Genomic DNA, 23,906 nt, shown 5'->3' on the forward strand with positions numbered 1-23,906 from the left:
AACACTCTGTATTACACCAAACAAGGTTAACGCTTAACCAACTCGTTCTACGAATCAGTTTATTGCGCAGTGCTTCCCATGGGCAATGACTTTAACACCGAATATTGAGCTGTGTATCTATTCAATCTTTGAAGACAAAAGGCCTTTGGATATCTATCAAAGGCCTAACATTTGGAATGAGCTTATTGAGCCGAAAGTTGCTCAACTACTTTCTCTGGCTGGCTAAAATCGGTAATACGCTGAATAACTTTACCATCCTTAACCCACAGTAAAGTAGGAATATTGCGGATTTTAAAATGATTAAATAACACACCTAATTCATCAATACTAAAATCGACTTGAGTTTGATAAAGCTGCTTAAAATCTTCGAGCGCTTTATAGTCTGTCCACAAGTGATTGACCACACCGTGCCACGCTTTATTAGGCACTTTTTGCGCGAGATTATTTAAACCTTTTTGAACGGCAATACACTCTTTCGACATTTCTGGACGGCTCTCAGCCAAGTACCAATCACACCATGTTGCGGTGAAAAAAAGTAAATGCTCACCTTGTTCCCAAGGTTTCAGTAACTTAGCTGTTTGTTTGGCACTGGGTGCCTCCGTTGTCTGCGCAGTCAACTCTTGGCCATTCGCCAACATATCGATAAATTTATCTAAATTGGCATCAGACTCATGGCTAGTGTAAACCACATCACCAGCACGATTGATTAATACACTATAGGGTGTGCCGACCAAACCTAAAGCCACACCCAGCTCGCCTTCATTATCCAACCACACGGGCATAGTGAGCCCGAAACGTGCGATAACATCAGCAATCTTAGGCTGCTCTTCATTAATATTGATATTCACCGCGATGATATTAATCTTGTCCTGATATTTCTTCTGCAGGGCTTCAAAATGCGGCATTTGCTCCATACAAGGTTGGCACCAGGTCGCCCAAAACTTTAGGTATATCGGCTTGTCACCCGCAACACTGGCTAAAGTCACTTGCTGCTGATCTGGATAGGTTTTAAGTGCGATATCTTGATAGGCTTTATTGCCAGCAAACGTAGCAAAACTCATAACGGCAAGGCACATAACAATGATTTTACGTAACAACATATTGTTTTCCTTAAATTTATAGATCACTCGCACCCACGGCTATAGGGCCAGTGATTTGCAGCCATTTGTACAGAAAAACATAATTTAAAAGAAGCGGCAGTCTAACGACAAACCAACCTTTAAACGACGAGTATAAACTAACAAGCCGCTAATTTAGCCATATTAAATGTAAGCCTTGGTGAGCATAACAATGAGTATTAATAACCTATCCAACAATATCTTAGACCATCAAACCTAACGCCAATTGCCTTGTCAGCTCTGCGGCGGGAATAGCCTGACAACCTGTTGCATTTTGGCCGCACCAAAGTGAGCTAAAATCACCAAATCCTTGTTGTTCAGCGGCGCTTCGCAATACTGCGACGGCGCTTGAGGCGAGCGGAAAATCCGGGGCGGCATTATTGATGGGGCCAAGTTCTGCCATAAAACGATTCATAATTCCACGGGCAGGTCGACCAGTAAATAAGTTAGTCAGAGCCGTATGCTGCGCCGCCTCACTTTGCAGGGCGGCACGGTGAATATCACTGGTGGTGCATTCGGGACAGAGTAAGTATGCCGTCCCCACTTGCACCGCCGAAGCGCCCATCGCCATAGCGGCGCGCACGGTCTTGGCGTCGACTATGCCACCCGCTGCAATAACAGGAATATCAACGGCGGTAATGATTTGCGGCAATAGACTAAAAGTGCCTAATTGCTCGGTTAAATCATCGGATAAAAAATGCCCCCTGTGACCTCCGGCCTCTAAACCCTGCGCAATAATGGCATCCGCACCACGCGCTTCAAGCCATAGGGCTTCTTCTACAGTTGTCGCTGTCGAAATGATTTTTGAACCCCAAGACTTTATCTCCAGCAACAAATCTTCATTCGGTAAGCCAAAATGAAAACTCACCACCTCAGGTTTAAATTTAGCTAACACTTCAGCCTGGGTGCTGGTATATGGCGCGCGTTGTGCCCCCACGGTTTGGCTATCAGAATTGACACCCAACTCAGAAAAATAAGGCGCGAGTTGATTAAGCCATGCGGCTTGTTTCGCTGCTTGCGGTTCAGGTTCGTGATGACAAAAGAAGTTTACATTGATGGGCTTAGTCGTCTGGGTGCGAATATGTGCCAAGGCGGTATCTAAGGCTTCGAGGGATAACATGGCGCAGGGCAAAGATCCCAACGCACCCGCTTGCGACACTGCTATCGCTAAGGCACTGCCCTGAACACCCGCCATCGGCGCTTGAATAATTGGCAATTCGATTCCAAATAATCGGGTTAACTGGCACGGCATACATCACCTCCTTTGACTTGTTATCACTTGATGCTCAATCCTGATATGGCCCCGCGGCTAAACGGTGGGAGATCCACCACAGATTGCCCACGGGATCCCGCACTCCACCTTGGCGATCGCCATAGGGCATATTCGCCACTTCCATCACTAATTCACCCGCAGAGGCGAGTGCCTGAGCCACCGTTTTATCAGCATTTTCCACATATAAATAATAGGATGCGGGCATAGGCGTAAAAGCTTCACTCGCCTCACTCAACATAAATAAACAGTCGCCGATTTGCATCTGTGCATTAGCTATTTTGCCATCAGCCCGACGGGAAATATGTAGCGCTTTAGCATCAAAGGCTTGCTGTAAAAAAACCACTAAACTATCGGCATCAGCGATCATCATATACGGGCTAACCCGTGCAAATCCTGACGGAATAAACATAACGATTCCTTGTTACCTAAGCATGAAATTGATCATAAAAAACCACTATAAGCCAATGACTATAGACTAAGCACTATGGCAAAAACCAGCTGTGGCAATTAAGCCTTAAGCGTGAAATGTAAACTTAAGCATTCAGTGAACAAGTCAAAGCGTAAAGCCTGCTAATGTAAGACGACCCTACAATTTCAACCACTCTGCAGCCAATCATAAAAGTGCCATAACACTTCATGACACTGGTTATTAAGAATAAATCAGCTTTATTTAGCATCGACTTAGCAACTATGGATCATTCATCTATGCTTAATCTATTGTTAACTTAACATGATGATCCTATGCACTTTACTGCATTCTTCGCTTACTCCCTCAGGATTTGCCTCACCTTAATCCTCTATAGTTTCGCCTTTGCAGTGCAGGCAACTTGGTATCCCGCCGATGTGATTGCTGATGGCAAAAAAACGGCATACACACCACTCACTCAAGCCCAAAAAGCATGGCGGATCTGCGCCTTACTTCCCCATGGTAAAGACCAATATTGGTGGGGCGTCGCCTTTGGGTTATCGCAGGAAGCCGAGCGCCAAGGTGTAACTCTCGGCATTTATGATGCTGGAGGATATGACAATATTGAGCAACAAAAACAACAACTCTATGATTGCCAAGCCCTCAAAGCTCAAGCCTATATTATTGCTGCGAATACGGCTGACGGACTGATTGCGGATATCGAACAACTCTCTGATGCGGGCATTCCTGTTATTGATTTAGTGAATGGTATCGCGACCGACAAACTCACGAGTCGCTCCTTAGTCAGCTTTGAAGATATGTCTGCGGCGGCGATTGAGTATATTGCATCGCAGCAACGAGACCCTGTCGATAAAGCGCCTGCGAAACTTAAAGTTGCTTGGTTTCCAGGGCCTAAGGGCGCCTCTTGGGTTATGGCAGCAGAACAAGGATTTAGGCGGGCGGCAGCCAAACAAGAGCTCGACACAATTGAAGGAGGGTTTGGCACTACGGAGTTATTTATTCAAGCTGATTTAGTGCGAAAAGTGCTTACTAAACAAAGTGTAGATTATGTGATCGCCAATGCAGTTGCCGCCACTTTCGCGGCGCGCTATTTAGACGGGCGTAGGAATAAAACGGGAAAAGTCATCGCATTCTACTCAAATGCACAGACCATAGAATTAGTGCAGAAAAAACAGTTACTCGCGACTGTCAGCGACTCACCAGTATTGCAGGCTCGGATTGCCATCGATCTGGCGGTGCGCGCACTCGAAGGTGCGCCTTATCCCCACAAAGTGAGCCCAGTTATCAAGGTCATCTCCCAAGACAACATCCACCAGATTGATTTAGAACAAATATTAGCGCCACAGAATCAGTGGATGATCCATCAGGATCTTCCACAACAAAAATGATGCTCACTAAACTAAATAATCGGCGCCCAGCCCAACAAATAATGCGAGTCCTGCCCAATTGTTATTGAGAAACGCTTTAAAACAAGGGGCTCGTTCGCGATCAAAGATCAGCATTTGCTGGTAAGTACTAAAGCCGACAAAAGTCAGTAAACCTAGGCCATAGAGTAAACCACGATCGGCGCTCCAACCGGCGGCGATAAAACAAGCCAGCGCAGCAAGCTGAAATAAACCTATGATTTGGCGGTCATATTTACCGAACAAAATTGCAGTGGATTTAATGCCCACCTTTAAATCATCATCCCTATCGACCATGGCATACATGGTATCGTAGGCGACAGTCCAAAACCAATTGGCCGCAAATAACCACCAAGCCTCGATGGGCACTTCACCCGTCTGCGCGGCGTAAGCCATAGGGATAGACCAACTCCACACCACGCCTAGAAACATCTGCGGCATATTGGTGATGCGTTTAGTGAAGGGATAAATGATCGTGAGGATAATACCAACAACGGATAATTTAACCACTAATCCATTGAGTAATAAGACTAAACCAAAAGCAGACAAACCTAAAACGACGAACAGTATCAAGGCTTCTTTAGTGCTGATTTCACCACTGGCCAGCGGCCGAGATTTAGTACGTTCCACAAAAGAGTCGAGATCGCGATCGGCATAGTCGTTAATAATGCAGCCACAGGCACGCATGATCACCACGCCAATAATAAAGATGATCAATACCTTAAGATCGGGCATACCACCCGCTGCTAACATTAGCGCCATCAAGCATGGCCACATCAGCAATAGCGTACCTATGGGACGGTCGATTCGAGTAAGACGGGAATACACATCCCACTTTTGCTTTAAATTCATTAACTAGGTACTCCCAATACCCTCAAGTTTCCACTCGTTTTCAGGCTTAGCATCATATACCCATGCTTCTCCCGATGCGAATTCATCCCCTAAAAGCGTGTCACAAAAAGCTGACATTCATCGCGATGATGTCAGTCATCACAGCGCTTCTAAACGAGCGTAAGCCACTACTAACCACTTGCTGCCAAAGTCAGTAAAGCTCACTTGTACTCGCCCTTGGGCACCGCTGCCCTCAAAGTTGGTCACTTTACCTTCACCAAATTTAGGGTGATTGACTCGTTGGCCGACGTTAAAACCGGTATCGTTTGTCGCAGCCGATTTTGGGGCGCTAAAACGATTATTCGCCATCGGCGTTGAAACCTGCGCCTTAAGACGAATTTCATCCACATATTGCGGCGGGATCTCTTTGATAAAACGCGACGGCCGAGCGTAATCTTCGCGGCCATAAATGCGCCGCGATTCCGCATAGGTAATGTAGAGTTTTTCCATGGCGCGGGTCATGCCCACATAGCAGAGACGGCGTTCTTCATCGAGTCTATCGCCCTCTTCGAGCGCCATTTTACTCGGGAAGATCCCTTCTTCGACACCCGCCATAAACACCATAGTGAACTCTAACCCTTTGGCAGAATGCAGCGTCATTAGCTGCACCGCATCGGTAAAGGCATCGGCTTGGCCCTCGCCCGCTTCGAGCGCCGCGTGGGAGAGGAAACCGTTAAGTTCGCCCATGTCCTCCAGCTCTTCTGGTAGCTCAAAAGTACGCGCCGCCGTGACGAGTTCTTCTAAGTTTTCGATTCTAGCGTGGGCTTTTTCACCCTTTTCGGCTTCATACATGGCCTTAAGGCCCGACGCTTGGATCACAGTATCGGCCATGCGATACAGCACCATATCTTGGGTGTCTTCACGCAGTGTCATGATTAAGTCCATGAAACCACGCACAGAATTTGCTGCGCGGCCCGCGAGCACTTTCTCGTCGAGCAGACGTACACTCGCCTGCCACAGGGTTAATTCATGCTGGCGCGCGGTGGAGCGTAAAATATCTAAAGTGCGATCGCCAATGCCACGGGGCGGCGTATTCACTACACGCTCAAACGCCGCATCGTCGTCTTTGTTATTAATCAACCGCAGGTAACCCATGGCATCTTTAATTTCTTGGCGTTCGAAGAAGCGTAAACCGCCGTAGATGCGATAGGCTAAGCCTTTGTGTAACAAGGCTTCTTCCAATACCCGCGACTGAGCGTTAGAACGATATAAAATCGCACAATCACTGAGGTTGCCGCCCTTTTCGTGCCAATCATTAATTCGACCGACGATAAAGCGCGCCTCGTCCATTTCATTAAAGGCGCAATAGAGCGAAATCGGATCGCCATCGGCTTCATCCGTCCACAACTCTTTGCCCATGCGCTCTGGGTTATTGGCGATCAAGGCGTTGGACGCTTTAAGAATATTGCCCTTAGAACGATAGTTTTGCTCGAGGCGAATCGTGGTCGCACTCGGGAAATCTTTTAAGAATCTATGTAGGTTCTCAACCTGAGCGCCGCGCCAGCCGTAAATCGATTGGTCGTCATCACCGACTATCATCACATTGGCAGTTTGACCGGCAAGCACGCGGATCCACGCATATTGGATCGCGTTGGTATCTTGGAACTCGTCCACCAAAATATGCTTAAATCTGTCTTGATAATGGGCCAACAAGTGCGGCTTATTGAGCCATAACTCATGGGCACGTAATAAGATTTCGGCAAAATCGACTAAACCCGCGCGGTCGCAAGACTCTTGATAAACCTGATAGATTTTTAGCAGATTCTGCTCAAGCGGAAAACCGCCCGCATCGATATGTTTAGGGCGTAATCCTTGGTCTTTTTTACCATTGATATAACCCTGAGCTTGGCGTGGAGGATATTGTTTCTCATCCAAATTCAGGCTTTTAAGAATACGTTTGATCAAACGCACTTGATCGTCAGAATCGAGGATTTGGAAGCTTTGCGGTAAACCCGCATCTTGGAAGTGAGTGCGCAACAAGCGATGCGCCAAGCCGTGGAACGTGCCAATCCACATGCGGCCCATATTAGTACCAGCGACTTTTTCAACTCGCTCGCGCATCTCAGCCGCAGCTTTATTGGTAAATGTCACCGCGAGAATCGAGTAAGGACTCTGCTGTTCAACCTGCATCAGCCACGCAATGCGGTGGGTCAACACCCGAGTTTTACCACTGCCCGCGCCCGCCAACACTAACATGCTAGATTGCGGTGCCGCGACAGCCTCGCGCTGCTTATCATTCAGGCCGTCTAGTAAAGAAGATACGTCCATTCTCGCCTCCAAAAAATCGAGGAGGCATTATAACAGAAGAAAACCCGCCTGCGCGTTTGATCCACAAGACAAGAGCCACAAGACGAATGACAAGTTGCCGCACCTTGCTTTGCGCTTGTGTTGTAATGACGACATTGATTAAGCACTGTCATTCCCACAATGCTTGTGGGCGGGAATCCAGCTTTTCGGTAACAGATCTTTGTTTTTAGGGTAGGTATTGAGCAAATGCAAGGCTGTATTAATTATTCATAAAGAGGGTGTTCATCATTCTGTTTCAGCGATTAAGCACTGTCATTCCAGTGACACGCCATTAACTCATCCCTGAGGGCTCGACGACGGCATCCATGCCGTCAACGGTCACTTACATGACAGTGCTTAATCCTATTAACCTTTGCGTATCTCTGTCAGCCAGCAAAGATAGAAGGCGAAAAAACGACTTTCTTTTATGGGTAAGTCCACGCGTTAAAATTTCCATTTGTCGTTTATTAAACCTGATTTTTCTTAATTTTCTCTAATATTTTTTCTTGCTTTGTCTCAAGACATTGAATGAGGAGGGTAGTCAACTCAATAATATTACTTGTTAACTTTTTGTCAAAGTGATTAGCCTTTCTGTGAATTGGAATAGTGAAAGGTTCAAATCTATTTTTACCTGCAATATCCTTAACATGAAGTATATATCCACTTTCAAATGGATCACCGCCACTATGGGCAGCAAAGTTATGCCTTATTCTTCTTAACTCACTGTGAACTAACGTATGAGATTTGGGCACTAGTTTATCGTTTAACTGAACTCCATTTCGCCCTTTTGTATCTGCAAAACATTTCCAATATGTTGTCACCATGGATATAAATAGACTATGTAGAATAGCTCTATCTTCCGTTGTTACTTCTTTTTTATCCAATAGGTGGGTTGCGATTCTTCCCCAGCTTAAAACACTATTAAGATCAGCGACTATCAGCTTGTAACCAATATAACTTTGAGAAAATCTGTCATCCAATACTTGAGTTTGAATAGCTTTTCTACGATAGGTCACTTTATTAACTAACTCATTCCTTTCCTTGTCAAAGAATGCTCTCAGCTCAAAACCACCTATTTTTTTATAGTACAACTAGCATCTCCTTATCACCTGAAGTTTAATGTTATGTGTACAACTGAACACTTATGCCACTTGATGGCAGTTTTTTCTCAGAGAATGAGTCTGATGCAACTGCACGTTCAGAAGCATAAACCATGAGAGAAAACCACTTTAAAATCAATGAATAATATTAATAAAAAACAGAGTAATTTGAAGCACTTCGAAGAATTACTCTAAGTTCTTGCTACTCTTATGAAACATTACGTCGAAAACCCTACCCAATTACCATTTAAGTCAAATTGATTGAAGGAGCCACCCCTATTAGTAACCCAGATCTGCTCCCAGTTACCGTCAAAGTCACAGAGAATGAGAACATCATCATTAGCCTTGATAGTAAAGTGTTGGGGCTCTCCTTCCATGTCATACCAAAGCGATACCTCATCAGTCGCAATAACAGTGAAGCCAGTAGAGTTTCCCTCTAAATTAAACGTGTACAGCCCTGAAATATTTGAACTTTTATAAGGATTAATTAAAGCGCTTTTAAATGGGTTTATTAAGCTGTTTTTAAACGGGTTTAACAAACTGTTTTTGTGAGGATTGAGCACATTGTTCTTGAACGGATTAATACTGCTATTTTTATGTGGATTAATCGAGCTATTCTTTGCGGGGTTTAGACTAGAGTTTTTCAACGGATTAATAGAAAAGTTCTTCATTGGATTTATCGATGAATTGCGAAATGGATCCACAGATAAATTACTAAATGGGTTTCTTAAGCATGAAATTTTCATTGCCCCTCCTTGATATATAACATGTGCACAATGCTCATGCGTGCCTAACCACCAGAACTATAAAAACGCGCATCTTAACTATCTGTATTAAATGGAACTTATCAGATTGCAGTCCAATATACTATCACTGAAATGAGGGATAAATACGTTTACCAAAGCCAGCACGAGATTACAAATCTCAATTTGTGAATAAGACGAGGTAACTCTGACTCACCCACTACCAAGCTACATCTTCAATTGAGCGCGTCACTAGAATGACTATGCTTAATCACTACAACCTGAATAGATAAATCAGCAGCGGAGCTCTGCCCTAAACCCCTTTCTCGATGAGAATAACTTTAGGTAGCGGCGGATCGCGGTTAGAATACCCACCCTGTTTTTCTTGGTTACTTTTTCGGAAACAATAATGTCCCATTCAGCGCTTAATTCTTTTGATGATTTTTACCAGCTTTTGGCTGACAGCTTGGCGAAGAATAGTCTGATCAAACTATTGTTGAGTAAGTACCGAGGGGCAGATAAAAGCCTGCAGCGCATTACGATTCGGCCGATCAGTTTGCAGAATGAACCTGTGCTGTCGTTTGTGTATCAGCACCAGACGAATCACATCACTAAAAACCTGAGTTATGACGAAGGCTTAGCTAGCATAAAACTGTTACTCGGTAACGATTTTAAGAGTGCCCACTTAGCCACGGCGCAGGCAGAAGTTCAGCTTGAGATCAGCAAAAAAGGCAAAGTCCAAATCAGTACACATAATGTTAAACAAGCCGTCGCGGCGCCGTTAGAACATGACCGTGAGAAAAAGCGTTTTGTGGATATCGAACGTCCCTTCCTGACCAAGCTCGGGGTGACGGACAGCCAACATAATCTTATCCCTGCGATGTCGCGTAAATGGAAGCAAATCAATAAATTTATTGAGGTTTTCAGTCAAGCACTCGAAGCGTCACCCCACAAGAATGACCAACCGATCAATGTGGTCGATTTTGGGTCTGGTAAAGGTTATCTCACCTTTGCAATCCATGATTACCTGCGCCACAGCCTACACAATGATGCGCAGGTGACTGGGGTAGAATTACGTCAAGCCTTGGCCGATTTATGTAATGAAACGGCGGCAACGCTGGATCATCAAGGATTATCGTTTGTCTGCGGCGATGTGAGAACCCATGCGCCTAAACAAACCGATGTGATGATCGCCCTGCACGCCTGCGATATCGCCACTGACTATGCGATTCATTATGGTATTCGCGCCAATGCCGACATCATCATGTGCTCGCCTTGCTGCCATAAACAAATTAGGCCGCAGATGCACAGCCCAGAGTTGTTCAAACCTATGCTGCAATATGGAGTGCACATGGGCCAACAGGCTGAAATGGTGACGGATTCATTACGTGCGCTATTTTTGGAAGCCAACGGTTATGCGACTAAGGTGTTTGAATTTATCAGCCTAGAACATACCAATAAAAATAAGATGATTTTGGCCGTTAAAAAGCCACAACACAATCAGAAAGACAGCGCCGCAATCCTCGCGCAAATAGCTGACATTAAAGCCTATTACGGGATCAAGGAACATTGCTTAGAAACCTTACTCGCGCAAACCCAAGCCGATTAACAGCCAGCGGTTTACTGGCAAAGCATTAAAACTTTGCACTCATGACAACCCCGTTGAAATTGAGGCAATCTTTGATTCTTTGCTGCTGAACCGCGCTAAGGGTGTCAATATCGTGGAAGGCAAACTCTGAATGTTCGTGACTTAATTGGATTGGCAGAGACTCGTCTTCTGCCACATTTTTTGCCACCTCAGATCCATCAGGCCCCTCAGGCCCCTCAGGCAATAGCAGTTCACAACGAAAGATAAAGGCTTGGGATTGATAGGCGCTGTGATAATACACGCCGCTCAAATAGTTAACCCGCACACTTAAGCCCAATTCCTCTTGGCATTCGCGCACCAAGGCCTCGTGAATCGTTTCACCGGGCTCGAGTGCGCCGCCGGGCAAGCCCCAAGCAAAATTACCATAATTGGCCTTAAGCAACAGCACTTGTCCCTGCGCATTCGTGATAACCGCGTGGCTGCTCAATCTAAAGGTATCGTTAAAGGCCACTCAGTTATCCTTACATTTCTGTTCGGTACGTATTTGAGATATCAGACTAAATCACTTCGCCGCAAAGGTATTACAACTGGCGAGATTACCCGAATCAAACCCTGTCTTAAACCATTTCACCCGCTGCGCCGAACTGCCATGGGTAAAAGCATCGGGCTGTACGGCGCGACCCGCCATCTTTTGCAGACGATCGTCACCCACAGCACTGGCAGCGGCAATACCTTCCGCTAAATCGCCCGCTTCAAGTAAGTTAAGTTGTTGATTGACATAATGCCCCCAAATCCCTGCGTAGCAATCAGCCTGCAATTCAAGTGCGACACTCAATTGATTCGCTTGCACTTTACTGCCAGATTGCTGGGCTTGGCGCACCTTAGTGCTAGTGCCCAGCAGGTTTTGCACATGGTGACCCACCTCGTGGGCAATCACATAGGCAAAGGCAAAATCACCGGCCGCGCCTAAGGTTTTAAGCTCATCAAGAAAGCTAAGATCGATATACACCTTGCTATCGGCGGGGCAATAGAAAGGCCCAGACTGCGCCTGTCCCATACCGCAGCCAGTGAAGGTCATATTGCGATAAAGCACTAACTTAGGCTCTCGATATTGCCCTTTGAGTAACTGGCCCCAAACGGTTTCTGTGGTGCCTAAAATGGCCGCCACAAACTGTGCATTCTCATCCTGTACCGCGGTCGTTGAGCTAGATTGGGATTGGCTAAGATTAGCTTGAGTGCTGGGGTCGAGTGACAGACCACCGGTAAAATACTGAAAAGCAATATAAATGCCGCCGATGAGCAACACCACACGACCAAGTTTAGTTCTCAGTAAAAAGGGCAAGAACCTGAGTAACAAGGCACTCGGCACACCCGCAGATGCCATTTGCTGGCCGCGTCTGTCTTCGATATTGGAGCTTCTGTCAGTGTCACGCCAGCGCATCGCATTCCTTCACTCTGTAGTTAAAAACTCTCGTTAAACCGTTCGTTAAATCGCTATTTGAGCCACTTAGATGCACAACTCTGATTTCGTATTTGCACTCTAGCGCCTAGTGGTTAAAAGCCTAGTGATTAAGAGTCTAGTGGTTATTTCGCTTGTGTATCGCTTGTGGGCGCGTCTTTCAGTGAGCGTAAAAACAACCCTAAACCACCAAAGGCCAAAACGAGGATCACGATAAGTTCAAAGGCCGACATAGATTTAAAGTGGAATTGAATCGAGCTGATAACCCCTACAATCAAGGCCGTTAGCGAACCTAAACTCAGCAGCCAAGCTAACTTACTCTTAGCGTCAAAAAACACCATCACAATGCCGATAATAAACGGTAGCATCACCATGCCTGTGGTAATCGACATGCCTTGCCCAAAGGCATTCACTCGATATAAGCCATAGCCCAGTCCAAAACTAGAGCTCACTTGTATTGCATTGAACAATAAATAAAATCCACCACACATCATGGCAAGACCCATAAAAAATTGTCCCGTCCCGCCCTGTGTTCCGCCCGCACCTTTCATAGATATCCTTTCTACATTAACGATTTTTGAGTGGCTTGTTCTATGGCCATTTTCAGCCGCTGATTTTCTTCGACTGCTTTTACTTTTGCATACTGATAACGGCTTTTATCCGCTTCGGCGACACAGCGCTGTTTATCTCGCATGGGCTCATAGGGATCGACATCAGTTCAGGCAGAACACGCTAATTCGGCGCAAGCAGATGTCAGCACAGTAAAGAACAAGAGCAGCATAATCAAAGGGAATTTCACCATCAAGCACGTATCAGTGAATGACAAAAATAACACACCTTATTCATGGGTAACGCCCATATTGTCAATCACACATTTTTGCTAAGTGATATCAAGCTTATTCAGGCCCCATGTTGACATAAATTACGCTAAGGCCAACACTCAATGATGAATTTTTATACGCATGAACGACGACACTAAAGTGGATTAAATACACAGTGGCTAAAATAAGGATGCTGCAACGATTCCAATATAAGCCCTACCGTTAACATAAGGAATGCCTTTGAATACGCTATTAATAGGAAAAGGTGAACAACAGGTTCACTTAAATCTTAAGTATGCCAATCGCCATGGGTTAATTGCCGGTGCCACAGGGACAGGCAAAACCGTGTCGCTGATGAGTATTGCCGAAGGTTTTTCACGCCAAGGCGTGCCAGTTTTTATCACAGACGTTAAAGGCGATATCTCGGGTCTAGCGATGGCGGGTACCCCAAGTGAAAAGCTATTACAAAGGGCAACTCAAATTGGCATTGAGAATTATCACAACGAAGCCAACCCTGTAGTGTTATGGGATTTAGCGGGCGTTCAAGGCCACCCGCTGCGTACCACCATCAGCGAAATGGGCCCAACCTTACTCGGCCGAATTTTAGAATTGAATGACACCCAGAGCGGTATTTTAGACATAGTCTTTCAGCTAGCGGATGACCAAGGATTATTACTGCTCGACTTAGATGATCTGCGTGCCATGCTGGCCTTAGTTGCCGAGGAACGCAAAGAAATCTCCGCCAAATATGGTTTAATCAGCGCCCAATCCCTCGCAGCAATTCAACGCTCGGTACTAGGATTAGAGCGCGATGGTGGCAAAGACTTTTTTGGTGAACCCGCGTTACAGCTTGAAGATTTAATGCGCACAAATTTACAAGGGCGCGGCATTATCAATTTATTAGCAGCGAACAAACTGATTTTAACTCCCCGTTTATATTCAAGTTTTTTACTATGGCTACTCTCAGAATTATTTGAGAATCTGCCCGAAGTCGGCGATCCCGAAAAACCTAAGCTAGTGTTTTTTATCGATGAGGCGCATTTACTCTTTGAGGGTTGCCCACCGAGTCTATTAAAACGCGTCGAACAGATCATGCGCCTAATTCGCTCAAAAGGCGTAGGCGTTTATTTTTGCTCGCAATTTCCTGATGATGTCCCAAGCGAAATTCTCGGACAATTAGGTAATCGTATTCAACATGCCCTGCGAGCTTACACGCCAAGGGATCAAAAGGCCGTTAAAACCGCCGCCGAAACCTTTGTGCCTAACCCCAAACTGGTTGTTAGCGACGTCATATCCCAGCTCGGCGTGGGCGAAGCTTTAGTGTCTATGTTAGCCGACAAAGGCGTGCCAACTATGGTCGAGCGCGCACTCATCGCACCGCCACGTTGCCGCATGGGACCCGCCACAAGTGAGGAGTTACAACAAGTCCGTACCCAAAGCCCGATTGGAGGTAAATACGATCAGTTAATCAACCGCGAATCGGCCTACGAACGCCTTAACCAAAGACGAGTTGGTAACGCCACCAGCGACACCACAACCACAGCAAGTGATGCTCAAACGGGCCAAAAAGCCGAAGAACAAGGTTGGTTCAGTGAACTCATTTTTGGCAATAAGCGCCGCCAAGGGTTAGCTGAAACCTTGTCAAAACAAGCGGCACGCACGGTTGGAAGCCAATTAGGTAAACAAATTTTGCGCGGTATATTAGGTGGCATGTTAGGTAAATCGAGCCGACGTTAGGCATATGGTACTTAGTTAAGCCTCCAATTAGGGCCCACTAAAACCACAAACACTGACGAAAATAGAGGTACTGTGTCCTTGTTCGCATATTTCTTATACAGGTTAACGCTAGCATTAGCATTAATTATTCTAAGTGATAGATGGATCATGGTACGGAATTCGGTGATAAGATTATTTTGCTGTAATCGCTCATTGAGGCAAATAAATTCACAGATAATTATCAATAATTTTAGATATTTGTAATTTAAAATGTTGTAATTCGAGATAAAAATTTCGCTTCAATCAGGACGTCATGGAATAGGTTCAATTAAGTACGGCTTACATGATTAGCCTGATGAATAACCAAAGAGTACATGGAGTTTTATATGAGTAAAGAGCAAAAAAACCGTAAAGAATCGAAGAAACAACCGCTGATGTCTCCTAAAGAGAAAAGAGCAGCAAAACATGCGAAAAACGCAACTAAAGGTTTCTTAGATAACACTAAATAGTGTCTTGTTATTAGGAGGTTTGTCCTCTAATAACACAAATAGGGTTAACTTAGGTTAGCCCTTTTTATTGCCCGCTTCATTGAACCAACCAAGTTTTACCTCACAATACAACCTTGCTCAAAACAGTCTCAGATCTCAGTTTTGTGATACAAAAGTAGCAGCTATCGACTATAGCCTAATTGACCTTTTTCAGGTTTTATGTAGTTATATTGAGCTGATTACGGTATTTACCGCTCGAAAGACCCTACATAACACTATAAAAAATAAGGATATTTCATAATGAAAATCAAAAAACGTTTTGTCGCCGTCGGCGCAGCAGTGACTCTCACACTCAGTGCTGCCGCTATGGCTGCTGCCCCCGCCTTTATCAACATTCTCACAGGCGGCACCAGTGGTGTGTATTACCCTATTGGCGTTGCGCTGTCGCAACTCTACGGCACAGGAATAGAAGGTTCTAAAACCTCAGTTCAAGCAACTAAAGCCTCAGTAGAAAACCTCAATTTATTACAAGCGGGTCGTGGCGAATTAGCGTTCGCTTTAGGTGATTCAGTCGCAGCAGCATATCAAGGTGATATTGATGCAGGCTTTAAAACGCCGCTGGATAAAATCCGAGTACTTGCCTCGGCTTATCCTAACTACATTCAAATCGTCGCCAATAAAGAGTCTGGCATTAAAACCTTGGCCGATTTAAAGGGAAAACGTATCTCAGTGGGTGCCCCTAAATCAGGGACAGAACTCAATGCCAGATCGATTTTCAAGGCTGCGGGACTAAGTTACGAAGACATGGGGAAAGTCGAGTTTTTACCCTATGCCGAATCCGTTGAGCTAATCAAAAATCGTCAATTAGACGCCACGTTACAATCTTCCGGTCTCGGCATGGCTGCTATCCGTGACTTAGCTGCGACTATGGCAATCAACTTTGTTGAAATTCCAGAAGATGTGATCGCTAAGATTAACAATCCCGCCTATCAACATGGCGTGATCCCAGCATCGACCTATGAAGGCCAAACCACCGACGTTTCTACCGTCGCCATTCAAAATTTACTGGTGACTCAAAGCGGTGTATCGGATGATTTAGCCTATCAGATGACAAAACTCATGTTCGAGCACTTAGACCGACTCGGTAACGCGCACTCCGCCGCGAAGACCATCAGCGTAGATAAAGCGACGAAAAATCTGCCAATACCACTGCACCCAGGTGCAGAACGTTATTACAAAGAAGTTGGTGCACTCTAAGTTTTACTGATATCTGTGCATCCTATTCCAAACTAAGCAATTGAGATGCCGTTAAATAACGGCATCTCGTTTATATCATCTCTGTAGTCTAATGCTGTGAGGCATAATATGAGTGATCCCCAACAAGGTCTCAGCGCAAATACTGGCGATTGGCCCAAGGCTCTATTTTATACAGCCTTAATTTTTTCTATTTTTCAAATCATCACTGCCGCTTTTCATCCCGTCTCGACTCAAGTACTGCGTGCCACCCATGTGGGCTTTTTACTGTTAGTGGTTTTTTTAAGTTATCCCGCTAAAGGAAAATCTCAGCCTTGGCAGCCACTCGCTTGGCTACTCGGTCTAGCTGGCATGGCCACAGCGGCTTATCAGTGGTATTTCGAAGCCGACTTAATTCAACGTTCAGGCGATCTGACCGATGCGGATATAGTGATAGGTATCACTTTGATCGTATTAGTGTTTGAAGCAGCGCGCCGAGTCATGGGCTGGGCGCTACCTATCATCTGTAGCATCTTTTTGATGTATGGCTTATTTGGCCAATATTTACCCGGTGACTTAATGCACCGCGGCTATGGATTCGATCAGATCATCAATCAATTAGCCTTCGGTACCGAAGGGCTATACGGCACACCAACCTATGTGTCGGCGACGTATATATTCCTGTTTATTCTCTTCGGTTCCTTTTTAGAACAAGCCGGAATGATCCGTTTATTTACCGACTTTGCCATGGGATTATTTGGCCACAAGCTCGGCGGTCCTGCAAAAGTTGCGGTAGTGTCATCGGCATTGATGGGGACGATTACAGGATCAGGTGTTGCCAACGTGGTCACAACGGGCCAATTTACCATTCCACTCATGAAACGATTCGGTTATCGCCCAGCCTTCGCCGGCGGGGTAGAGGCAACATCGAGTATGGGCAGCCAAATCATGCCGCCGATCATGGGCGCAGTGGCCTTTATCATGGCCGAAACCATTAACGTCCCCTTTATCGAGATAGCCAAAGCGGCATTGATCCCTGCGCTACTTTATTTCTGCTCCGTATTTTGGATGGTGCATTTAGAAGCCAAACGCGCCAATCTCTGTGGCCTGCCTAAAGATCAGTGCCCGAATCCATGGGCGGCAATTAAAGAGCGTTGGTATCTCCTTATCCCCTTGTTTATTTTAGTCTACTTGCTGTTTTCGGGTAGAACGCCGCTGTTCTCAGGCATGGTAGGACTCGCCCTCACATCGATAGTGATTTTAGGCTCAGCCATAGTACTGCGACTTTCCTCAATGGCGATGCGGATTGCCTTTTGGATTGCCCTTGGCATCCTATGCGCTGGCTTCTTCCAACTCGGGATCGGGGTCGTATTTGGGGTTATCGCCTTATTAGTCGCCATTTGTTGGTTTATTAAAGGCGGCAGAGATACTCTCACCATCTGCTTGCATGCACTGGTAGAAGGCGCCCGTCATGCCGTGCCTGTGGGTATCGCCTGCGCTTTAGTCGGTGTGATTATCGGCATAGTGTCACTGACAGGAATTGCCTCGACCTTCGCGAGCTATATTCTTGCTGTTGGCCAAGATAACTTGTTCTTATCACTCGTGTTAACTATGGTCACTTGCCTAGTGCTCGGCATGGGGATCCCCACAATCCCTAACTACATTATTACTAGCTCGATTGCCGCTCCCGCATTACTCGACCTCGGTGTTCCACTGATTGTGTCGCATATGTTTGTATTTTATTTCGGCATCATGGCCGATCTCACGCCTCCCGTTGCCTTGGCCTGTTTTGCCGCAGCACCAATCGCTAAGGAATCTGGTCTTAAGATCAGCCTTTGGGCAATCCGTATCGCCATTGCAGGTTTTGTGATCCCCTTTATGGCGGTTTACGATCCCGCTTTGATGCTTCAAGGTGATAGCTGGTTAGCCACAGGGTTTGTCTTGCTAAAAGCGACTGTGGGTATTGGTATTTGGGGCGTCATCTTTACCGGATATCTATTACAAAAACTCTACTGGTGGGAACGCGTTATCGGCTTCCTTGCAGGTGCGAGCTTAATTCTTGCTACGCCGTTGAGTGATGAAATTGGCTTTGGGCTCGCACTGCTATTTATCGTGCAACACAGCTGGCGAGCACGCAAACTCAAACGTCTCGCAGAGCAAGGATAAGCTCTTGAGATTATTGGTTGTTAATCAGTCTTTGAAGCTAAACAGATGCTAAGCCTGTGTTTAGGCCTAGCGGGCACGCTGTGGGCCCAAGTGCCCACAGACAACTTCACCTTGGCATGGAACCACAGCATAGAAAAAATTCGCTGGGAGGAAGACTATAACGTCACGCCACAAGGATTAGTGTTGGTCGAAGCAAGAGTGAAAGGTACGGGTGCAGGAATGGAAATCCCAGATGATGCCTATCTTAAAAATGGCAGCTGGCATTATCAGCCCAAGCTGCCCATTTTGCCTGTGTTGCGCTTAGGTCGCACGCCCGAAGCAGGGGATTTTGAACTTTGCTTCACTCAAATCTCAGGAAAAGTGCAATGCCAAGCCATGAGTCATTGGATTGGCGTACCCAACAAACAAACAGCCGCGGTTGAACTTTGGGGTTGCGGCTCTTCAAATGTCACGCCAATTGATGTTCGCTAGGCAAGTTAAGGGATAGTAATCATCTGCTTACTGATAAAAACAATATCCATGCTTTCCTTGGTGTTTCACGCGATACATGGCGGCATCAGCGCGATCACAACTCTCGGCAAAACTATCACCATAGCCAAATATATCAATACCGATACTCAGGCCTACCTCTACTTCACAACCTTCTAGCAGGAATTTATCTCGATAAACATCGAGCAATGATTGTGCGAGCGCCCCTAAAGATTCACGATCAAATGACGGCAGTAATATCACAAACTCGTCACCCCCTAACCGTGCGATCTGCGCAAATTCACCGGCGTGAGATACCAAAGTATGCGCAACGTGCATCAACAGGCTGTCACCAAACTTATGGCCGTGACGGTCATTTAACGCTTTAAAACCATCAAGGTCGATAAAAAACAACGCACCGTGAATACCTGGTTGCGAGGATTCATCGAATACTTTGGCAATAGCTTGGCGATTCATTAAGTTGGTGAGTGGATCACTGTGGGCTAAACGGGCTAAATCTATTTCGTAGCGCTTTTCTTGAGTAATATCGATATGGCTGCCCATCATTCGCAATGGTGTTCCATCAGCTAAGCGCTCGACAATACGCCCACGATCGGACACCCAGGTTATGCTGCCATCTTTGTGTAGCATTCTGTGAACTGCTTGATAGTAATCGGCTTGACCATTCACATGATCTTCAAAGGCTTTTATCACCCATTCTTTATCTTCGGGGTGTAATTTACTTTTCCAGATATCAACATGGGCAGCAAACTCTTCAGGACTAAACCCGAGCATTTCGCCCCAGCGCATGTTAAATATGGTTAAATTTCCGCTTGGAATATGCTGTTCCCATAGACATAAACCATTACCATCGAGGGCCGCAAAGAGTTTTTCTTCGGCACGATAATTCAACGCTGCTAAATGAGCGTTTTCACTTTTTAGCTGAGCGATCTCAGCCTGAAGTTGCGCAATTAACTCTGCTGCAGTATCCGAAGCCACGACAAATCTCTTTCCATTAAGTGGGAAAATTGAGTCTAGTGTAAATCACCCTATGCCGAAGCAACATAGTGAAGAGTGCAAGATGAGCCAGAATCATATTGGCTCAATCGAGCTTACACAGACTCTCGCAGTCCTGTCACGCTTAATCGCGAATCAGCACTTCGAGCAATTCGATCTCAAAGGTAAGATCAGAATTTGGTTTGATATGAGCCCCCACTTGGCGCTCGCCATAGGCTAAGTGAGCTGGGACTAACAACTTACGTTTGCCACCCACTTTCATCCCCATAATACCTTGATCCCAGCCTTTAATGACTCGGCCAGTACCAATTACACATTGAAACGCCTGACCACGATCATAGGATGAATCGAATTGGGTACCATCCTGCAAAAATCCACGATATTGGGTGGTGATCAGCGCACCTTTTACCGCTTCTTTTCCTTCGCCCACTTGCAGATCGATTACTTCTAATTCAGTCATATATTCATTCTCTTTTCTTGTTCGCACTTAGGGCGTGATATTCAACTTTGCGCAGGATTTTATCACCGACAAGCGGGCTTGTCGGCGCAATCTAAACATTTCTGCGGCTCGGTTCACTGCTTAATCCTTAATAATAAAGTCATCATGGGCGATAACATCATCACTCGCCCTTTAAATTACTATCGGTTAGCCCAATATATAAGTCGTATAAACGTTTTATTTTGGAGCTTTACCATGATTATTGCCTGCCCCCATTGCGATACGTTAAACCGCGTTCCCGATGAGCGTTTAAACCAACAACCCACTTGCGGTAAATGTAAGCTCAGTGTCTTTACGGCTGCGCCGATTGAACTCACTAGCGCAAACTTTGCCAACCATGCCAATAAATCAGAGCTCCCCCTTGTCGTTGACTTTTGGGCCAGCTGGTGTGGGCCCTGTAAAAGTTTTGCGCCCATATTTTCTGCAGCAGCTAAGACATGGGAGCCTCAATTTCGCTTCGGTAAAATCAATACTGAAGAACAACAAGCCCTCGCGGCTCAATTTAATATTCGATCTATTCCAACCTTAATGATTTTTAAACAAGGCCACATACTCGCACAGCAAGCCGGAGCTTTACCTTCCTCAGCGTTTAACCAATGGTTAAATGCCTATAAATAACGGGGTTGAGCTAAGATACAACCGCTCAGCCGAGCTAATTTGTAAAGGTAACGAAAATTGAAAAAAGCAATGTTCTTACTGGGCGCAGTACTCTTGCTAGTGGTGACAGGATGGGGTTTACAACAACATCTCACAATTGATACTTGTCTCGACAAGGGAGGGACTTGGAACGATGAAACTCAGCAATGCATTCGTCCATTCAAGCAAGGGATAGCCTTTACTCGCAGTGATCATAATTCTGCCGAGCCACAGACAGCTTATGTTTATCTTTCAGAGAATTTACAGCAAGCAGAAGTGTTTTTTGCCATGATAGATAAGCCTATTATTTTACAAGCCGTTAATGTCACTGAAGGCGATACCGCTCCCGTATTATATAAAAATGACATTGAACAGATTGATATCATCAACGTAAAAGAAATCTTTTATCTACGTTATCAACATCAAGCAATTTATAGCGCAAATACTTTTAGTCGCAACTTAACCTCAAATTAAGAGCAAAACATAAGCATAGAGTAAACTTCGAAACACTAAGCCTGACACTAAGCCCAAAAACTCGGTACGACTCAGCTAAAAACAAAATCAGTATCCGCCCTATGCTCTTCATAAGGCGAATACTATTATAGCGGCAACGTTGAAACACAAAGTTGCCATGAACTATATCAGTGTTAAATATCCCAGAAGGTATGGGCGATAATACCCAAGACTATCATACTGATAAAGTTGATGATCATACCGACTCGCACCATTTCCGATTGCTTGATATGGCCAGACCCATAAACGATAGCATTGGGCGGTGTCGCCACCGGCAGCATAAAGGCGCAAGAAGCTGCAATACCAATCAGTACAGATAACATTACAGGCGATATGCCTAATGCCTCAGCAATCGCAGCAAATACAGGCACTAACAGTGCAGCACTGGCGGTGTTACTGGCAAATTCAGTCAACATCACCACAAAAGCAATCACAGCAAAGACGAACAACGACATGTGAGTGCTACCGAAAATATCTGTCATCCAGTGAGCTAAAAATACGCTGGTGCCAGTGGTTTTTAGTACTGCGCTCAGTGTTAAACCACCACCAAACAATATGAGTACACCCCAATCTGTGGTCGATTCAATTTTCTTCCAGCCGACCAAACCTAAGCCCGAGAGTAAAACGACGGCACCTAAGGCGACTATGGTATCAAACTGAGTGATGCCACCTAATGCCTTAGCTAACGGTACACTGAAAATCCAGCAACATACGGTAGTCAGGAAGATAAGCAGAGTAAATTTCCCCTGAAATGTCAGCTTCTGAGCTTCAACATTCACATCAAATTTGGCAGAAAGATCAGGCTTAAAATACCAATACAAGGCAATCAACATCATAGGTAGCATGAGGATAACGGTTGGAATACCAAACTTCAGCCAATCACTAAAACTTAAGCCCACTTGAGCCGCAGCAATCGCATTCGGTGGGCTACCCACTAAAGTACCAATACCGCCGATGTTGGCCGAATAGGCAATCCCGAGCAGTAGAAATACATAGGTGCTGTGGTATTTTTCGCGGTCGAGCTGCTGCAAAATCCCGAGAGCCAATGGCAACATCATCGCCGTGGTCGCGGTATTGCTGATCCACATCGATAGCAGCGCAGTTACTCCAAACAGCATCAAACAGGCGATACTGAGTTTGCCTTTAGAGGCTAGCAGCAGCTTTTGCGCTATGAGGGTATCAATCTTTTGATGGTGCAAGGCCGCAGCCAAGACGAAACCCCCAAAGAATAAGTAAATGATGGGATTGGCAAAGTTACTCATCGCCTCCTTGGTTTCAAACACCCCAAAGAATACGGCGAGTATAGGAACGAGAATCGCAGTGATACTGATATGAATCGCTTCGGTCAGCCAAAGAATCGCGGCGAAGAACAAAATGGCCAGCCCAGTATTCACCCCTTGTTCGAAAGGTAAACCGTAATAAAGTGCAAATAACAGCACAATATCAGCCACTAGGATCAGCATTTTTTTCTTATCGAGCCCCTCGCTGACGGGAGCTTGATTAGGTGGAGCAGTACTTGAATCTGTTAAAGACATGGTTACAACCTTAATACCATTTTATTTTGACGCAAATTTAGGGCATAGATCACACTTGGCAAAGCGGTTTATTTTGTAATTTTATCACTTGGCAACAACATTTATTGCTGAGCTAGCACGCACAAACGGCCGATTAGCGACAATAATCACCAAATTCTGATCGACACCTTTGTTTTAAAATTTCAAACGGACAAAGATCGAACAAAACCTTGCCCACGTTGTAATTTAATTAATGTTTAAAACTGAGACATAGATCACACCACACTTTCTACCAAGGTGATAATCAACTAATTAATCATACCTTCTGATCATTGGTAGGATTAGGTATTATTCCCCAAATTTGGCACAAAATTGAATGTGTGTAGCGCTAAATCGAATCTAGGTATCGTTGAATGTGCACTAAAACTGCGACGCAGTGAACAGCAAGCGACCAACACAAACGTATTGCAACAAGGCAACATAGAAAACCCAATATCTACATGAATAGTAAACACAAATATTATTCACCACCACAGTCAATCTAACT

The 23,906-nt window shown here is 45.3% G+C and carries 22 protein-coding genes and 1 pseudogene; 9 read left to right on the forward strand and 14 right to left on the reverse strand.

What is annotated here, in order from left to right; translation table 11 throughout:
- Positions 1 to 182 precede the first annotated feature (182 nt).
- The 3 genes from GWI56_RS02205 to GWI56_RS02215 all read right to left on the reverse strand — a co-directional run bounded on the left by GWI56_RS02205 (position 183) and on the right by GWI56_RS02215 (position 2,800).
- On the reverse strand, positions 183 to 1,100 hold the full coding sequence (locus tag GWI56_RS02205; RefSeq protein ID WP_198571998.1) for a redoxin family protein: 918 nt from the start codon (positions 1,098 to 1,100) through the stop codon (positions 183 to 185).
- A 220-nt stretch (positions 1,101 to 1,320) separates the two neighbouring features.
- Complete coding sequence (locus GWI56_RS02210; RefSeq protein WP_198571999.1) at positions 1,321 to 2,370, reverse strand: nitronate monooxygenase; 1,050 nt, start codon at positions 2,368 to 2,370, stop codon at positions 1,321 to 1,323.
- Positions 2,371 to 2,404: 34 nt separating this feature from the next.
- A complete protein-coding gene (locus GWI56_RS02215; RefSeq protein WP_198572000.1) occupies positions 2,405 to 2,800 on the reverse strand; it encodes a VOC family protein in 396 nt (131 codons plus the stop codon).
- Between the two features lie 332 nt (positions 2,801 to 3,132).
- Here GWI56_RS02215 and torT point away from each other — a divergent pair, with 332 nt between their 5' ends.
- On the forward strand, positions 3,133 to 4,206 hold the full coding sequence (torT, locus tag GWI56_RS02220; RefSeq protein WP_198572001.1) for a TMAO reductase system periplasmic protein TorT: 1,074 nt from the start codon (positions 3,133 to 3,135) through the stop codon (positions 4,204 to 4,206).
- A gap of 6 nt (positions 4,207 to 4,212) precedes the next feature.
- Here torT and ubiA read toward each other — a convergent pair whose 3' ends face one another.
- The 4 genes from ubiA to GWI56_RS02240 form a co-directional block, all read right to left on the reverse strand.
- Positions 4,213 to 5,073: a 4-hydroxybenzoate octaprenyltransferase gene (ubiA, locus tag GWI56_RS02225; RefSeq protein ID WP_168827752.1), complete on the reverse strand. Its 861-nt coding sequence runs from the start codon at positions 5,071 to 5,073 to the stop codon at positions 4,213 to 4,215.
- Positions 5,074 to 5,211: 138 nt separating this feature from the next.
- Positions 5,212 to 7,380, reverse strand: a complete 2,169-nt coding sequence (gene uvrD / locus GWI56_RS02230; RefSeq protein WP_173247810.1) for a DNA helicase II — start codon at positions 7,378 to 7,380, stop codon at positions 5,212 to 5,214.
- Between the two features lie 485 nt (positions 7,381 to 7,865).
- Positions 7,866 to 8,489, reverse strand: coding sequence for a hypothetical protein (locus GWI56_RS02235; protein ID WP_198572002.1), 624 nt, complete (start codon positions 8,487 to 8,489; stop codon positions 7,866 to 7,868).
- 227 nt (positions 8,490 to 8,716) lie between these two features.
- Positions 8,717 to 9,244 (reverse strand): hypothetical protein, encoded by a 528-nt coding sequence (locus tag GWI56_RS02240; RefSeq protein ID WP_198572003.1) that lies wholly within the window; start codon positions 9,242 to 9,244, stop codon positions 8,717 to 8,719.
- A gap of 406 nt (positions 9,245 to 9,650) precedes the next feature.
- On the opposite strand from GWI56_RS02240, the gene GWI56_RS02245 reads away from it, so the two are divergent.
- Complete coding sequence (locus GWI56_RS02245) at positions 9,651 to 10,850, forward strand: SAM-dependent methyltransferase (RefSeq protein ID WP_198572004.1); 1,200 nt, start codon at positions 9,651 to 9,653, stop codon at positions 10,848 to 10,850.
- 25 nt (positions 10,851 to 10,875) lie between these two features.
- Here GWI56_RS02245 and GWI56_RS02250 read toward each other — a convergent pair whose 3' ends face one another.
- The 4 genes and pseudogenes from GWI56_RS02250 to GWI56_RS21855 form a co-directional block, all read right to left on the reverse strand.
- On the reverse strand, positions 10,876 to 11,340 hold the full coding sequence (locus GWI56_RS02250) for an NUDIX domain-containing protein (RefSeq protein WP_198572005.1): 465 nt from the start codon (positions 11,338 to 11,340) through the stop codon (positions 10,876 to 10,878).
- 51 nt (positions 11,341 to 11,391) lie between these two features.
- Positions 11,392 to 12,270 (reverse strand): neutral zinc metallopeptidase, encoded by an 879-nt coding sequence (locus GWI56_RS02255; RefSeq protein ID WP_198572006.1) that lies wholly within the window; start codon positions 12,268 to 12,270, stop codon positions 11,392 to 11,394.
- 143 nt (positions 12,271 to 12,413) lie between these two features.
- Complete coding sequence (locus tag GWI56_RS02260; RefSeq protein ID WP_006084327.1) at positions 12,414 to 12,839, reverse strand: hypothetical protein; 426 nt, start codon at positions 12,837 to 12,839, stop codon at positions 12,414 to 12,416.
- Positions 12,840 to 12,850: 11 nt separating this feature from the next.
- Positions 12,851 to 13,090: pseudogene (locus GWI56_RS21855) on the reverse strand (hypothetical protein).
- A 259-nt stretch (positions 13,091 to 13,349) separates the two neighbouring features.
- Between GWI56_RS21855 and GWI56_RS02270 the strand changes: the two are divergent.
- The 5 genes from GWI56_RS02270 (at position 13,350) to GWI56_RS02285 (ending at position 19,183) form a co-directional block, all read left to right on the forward strand.
- Entirely contained in the window at positions 13,350 to 14,846 is a 1,497-nt protein-coding gene (locus tag GWI56_RS02270; RefSeq protein WP_198572007.1) for a helicase HerA-like domain-containing protein, read from the forward strand.
- Positions 14,847 to 15,211: 365 nt separating this feature from the next.
- On the forward strand, positions 15,212 to 15,334 hold the full coding sequence (locus GWI56_RS21795) for a hypothetical protein (protein ID WP_105250371.1): 123 nt from the start codon (positions 15,212 to 15,214) through the stop codon (positions 15,332 to 15,334).
- 279 nt (positions 15,335 to 15,613) lie between these two features.
- The gene (locus GWI56_RS02275; protein ID WP_105250372.1) at positions 15,614 to 16,570 is read left to right on the forward strand and encodes a TAXI family TRAP transporter solute-binding subunit; all 957 of its coding nucleotides are present in this window, start codon (positions 15,614 to 15,616) and stop codon (positions 16,568 to 16,570) included.
- A gap of 108 nt (positions 16,571 to 16,678) precedes the next feature.
- Positions 16,679 to 18,712, forward strand: a complete 2,034-nt coding sequence (locus GWI56_RS02280) for a TRAP transporter permease (RefSeq protein WP_113939235.1) — start codon at positions 16,679 to 16,681, stop codon at positions 18,710 to 18,712.
- 45 nt (positions 18,713 to 18,757) lie between these two features.
- A complete protein-coding gene (locus GWI56_RS02285; protein WP_198572008.1) occupies positions 18,758 to 19,183 on the forward strand; it encodes a DUF1850 domain-containing protein in 426 nt (141 codons plus the stop codon).
- A gap of 27 nt (positions 19,184 to 19,210) precedes the next feature.
- On the opposite strand, the gene GWI56_RS02290 is transcribed toward GWI56_RS02285, so the two are convergent.
- Together GWI56_RS02290 and GWI56_RS02295 are read right to left on the reverse strand one after the other, a co-directional pair.
- On the reverse strand, positions 19,211 to 20,179 hold the full coding sequence (locus tag GWI56_RS02290; protein WP_198572009.1) for a sensor domain-containing diguanylate cyclase: 969 nt from the start codon (positions 20,177 to 20,179) through the stop codon (positions 19,211 to 19,213).
- A 142-nt stretch (positions 20,180 to 20,321) separates the two neighbouring features.
- Positions 20,322 to 20,657 (reverse strand): FKBP-type peptidyl-prolyl cis-trans isomerase, encoded by a 336-nt coding sequence (locus GWI56_RS02295; RefSeq protein WP_198572010.1) that lies wholly within the window; start codon positions 20,655 to 20,657, stop codon positions 20,322 to 20,324.
- 234 nt (positions 20,658 to 20,891) lie between these two features.
- Here GWI56_RS02295 and trxC point away from each other — a divergent pair, with 234 nt between their 5' ends.
- A complete protein-coding gene (trxC, locus tag GWI56_RS02300; RefSeq protein ID WP_198572011.1) occupies positions 20,892 to 21,314 on the forward strand; it encodes a thioredoxin TrxC in 423 nt (140 codons plus the stop codon).
- 57 nt (positions 21,315 to 21,371) lie between these two features.
- Positions 21,372 to 21,806 carry a hypothetical protein gene (locus GWI56_RS02305; protein ID WP_198572012.1) on the forward strand — a complete coding sequence of 145 codons (435 nt, stop codon included), beginning with the start codon at positions 21,372 to 21,374 and terminating at the stop codon, positions 21,804 to 21,806.
- Positions 21,807 to 21,979: 173 nt separating this feature from the next.
- On the opposite strand, the gene GWI56_RS02310 is transcribed toward GWI56_RS02305, so the two are convergent.
- A complete protein-coding gene (locus GWI56_RS02310) occupies positions 21,980 to 23,380 on the reverse strand; it encodes a DASS family sodium-coupled anion symporter (protein ID WP_198572013.1) in 1,401 nt (466 codons plus the stop codon).
- Positions 23,381 to 23,906: the final 526 nt, after the last annotated feature.

Source organism: Shewanella sp. DW31 (genome assembly GCF_015767295.1).
Lineage (GTDB): Bacteria > Pseudomonadota > Gammaproteobacteria > Enterobacterales > Shewanellaceae > Shewanella > Shewanella oncorhynchi.

What these genes read in the sequence shown, in the direction of transcription:
- GWI56_RS02205 (WP_198571998.1), bottom strand. Translation starts at nt 1,100, where the DNA reads ATGTTGTTACGTAAAATCATTGTTATGTGCCTTGCCGTTATGAGTTTT.
- GWI56_RS02210 (WP_198571999.1), bottom strand. Translation starts at nt 2,370, where the DNA reads ATGCCGTGCCAGTTAACCCGATTATTTGGAATCGAATTGCCAATTATT.
- GWI56_RS02215 (WP_198572000.1), bottom strand. Translation starts at nt 2,800, where the DNA reads ATGTTTATTCCGTCAGGATTTGCACGGGTTAGCCCGTATATGATGATC.
- torT (WP_198572001.1), top strand. Translation starts at nt 3,133, where the DNA reads ATGCACTTTACTGCATTCTTCGCTTACTCCCTCAGGATTTGCCTCACC.
- ubiA (WP_168827752.1), bottom strand. Translation starts at nt 5,073, where the DNA reads ATGAATTTAAAGCAAAAGTGGGATGTGTATTCCCGTCTTACTCGAATC.
- uvrD (WP_173247810.1), bottom strand. Translation starts at nt 7,380, where the DNA reads ATGGACGTATCTTCTTTACTAGACGGCCTGAATGATAAGCAGCGCGAG.
- GWI56_RS02240 (WP_198572003.1), bottom strand. Translation starts at nt 9,244, where the DNA reads ATGAAAATTTCATGCTTAAGAAACCCATTTAGTAATTTATCTGTGGAT.
- GWI56_RS02245 (WP_198572004.1), top strand. Translation starts at nt 9,651, where the DNA reads ATGTCCCATTCAGCGCTTAATTCTTTTGATGATTTTTACCAGCTTTTG.
- GWI56_RS02255 (WP_198572006.1), bottom strand. Translation starts at nt 12,270, where the DNA reads ATGCGCTGGCGTGACACTGACAGAAGCTCCAATATCGAAGACAGACGC.
- GWI56_RS02260 (WP_006084327.1), bottom strand. Translation starts at nt 12,839, where the DNA reads ATGAAAGGTGCGGGCGGAACACAGGGCGGGACGGGACAATTTTTTATG.
- GWI56_RS21795 (WP_105250371.1), top strand. Translation starts at nt 15,212, where the DNA reads ATGAGTAAAGAGCAAAAAAACCGTAAAGAATCGAAGAAACAACCGCTG.
- GWI56_RS02275 (WP_105250372.1), top strand. Translation starts at nt 15,614, where the DNA reads ATGAAAATCAAAAAACGTTTTGTCGCCGTCGGCGCAGCAGTGACTCTC.
- GWI56_RS02280 (WP_113939235.1), top strand. Translation starts at nt 16,679, where the DNA reads ATGAGTGATCCCCAACAAGGTCTCAGCGCAAATACTGGCGATTGGCCC.
- GWI56_RS02285 (WP_198572008.1), top strand. Translation starts at nt 18,758, where the DNA reads ATGCTAAGCCTGTGTTTAGGCCTAGCGGGCACGCTGTGGGCCCAAGTG.
- GWI56_RS02295 (WP_198572010.1), bottom strand. Translation starts at nt 20,657, where the DNA reads ATGACTGAATTAGAAGTAATCGATCTGCAAGTGGGCGAAGGAAAAGAA.
- trxC (WP_198572011.1), top strand. Translation starts at nt 20,892, where the DNA reads ATGATTATTGCCTGCCCCCATTGCGATACGTTAAACCGCGTTCCCGAT.
- GWI56_RS02310 (WP_198572013.1), bottom strand. Translation starts at nt 23,380, where the DNA reads ATGTCTTTAACAGATTCAAGTACTGCTCCACCTAATCAAGCTCCCGTC.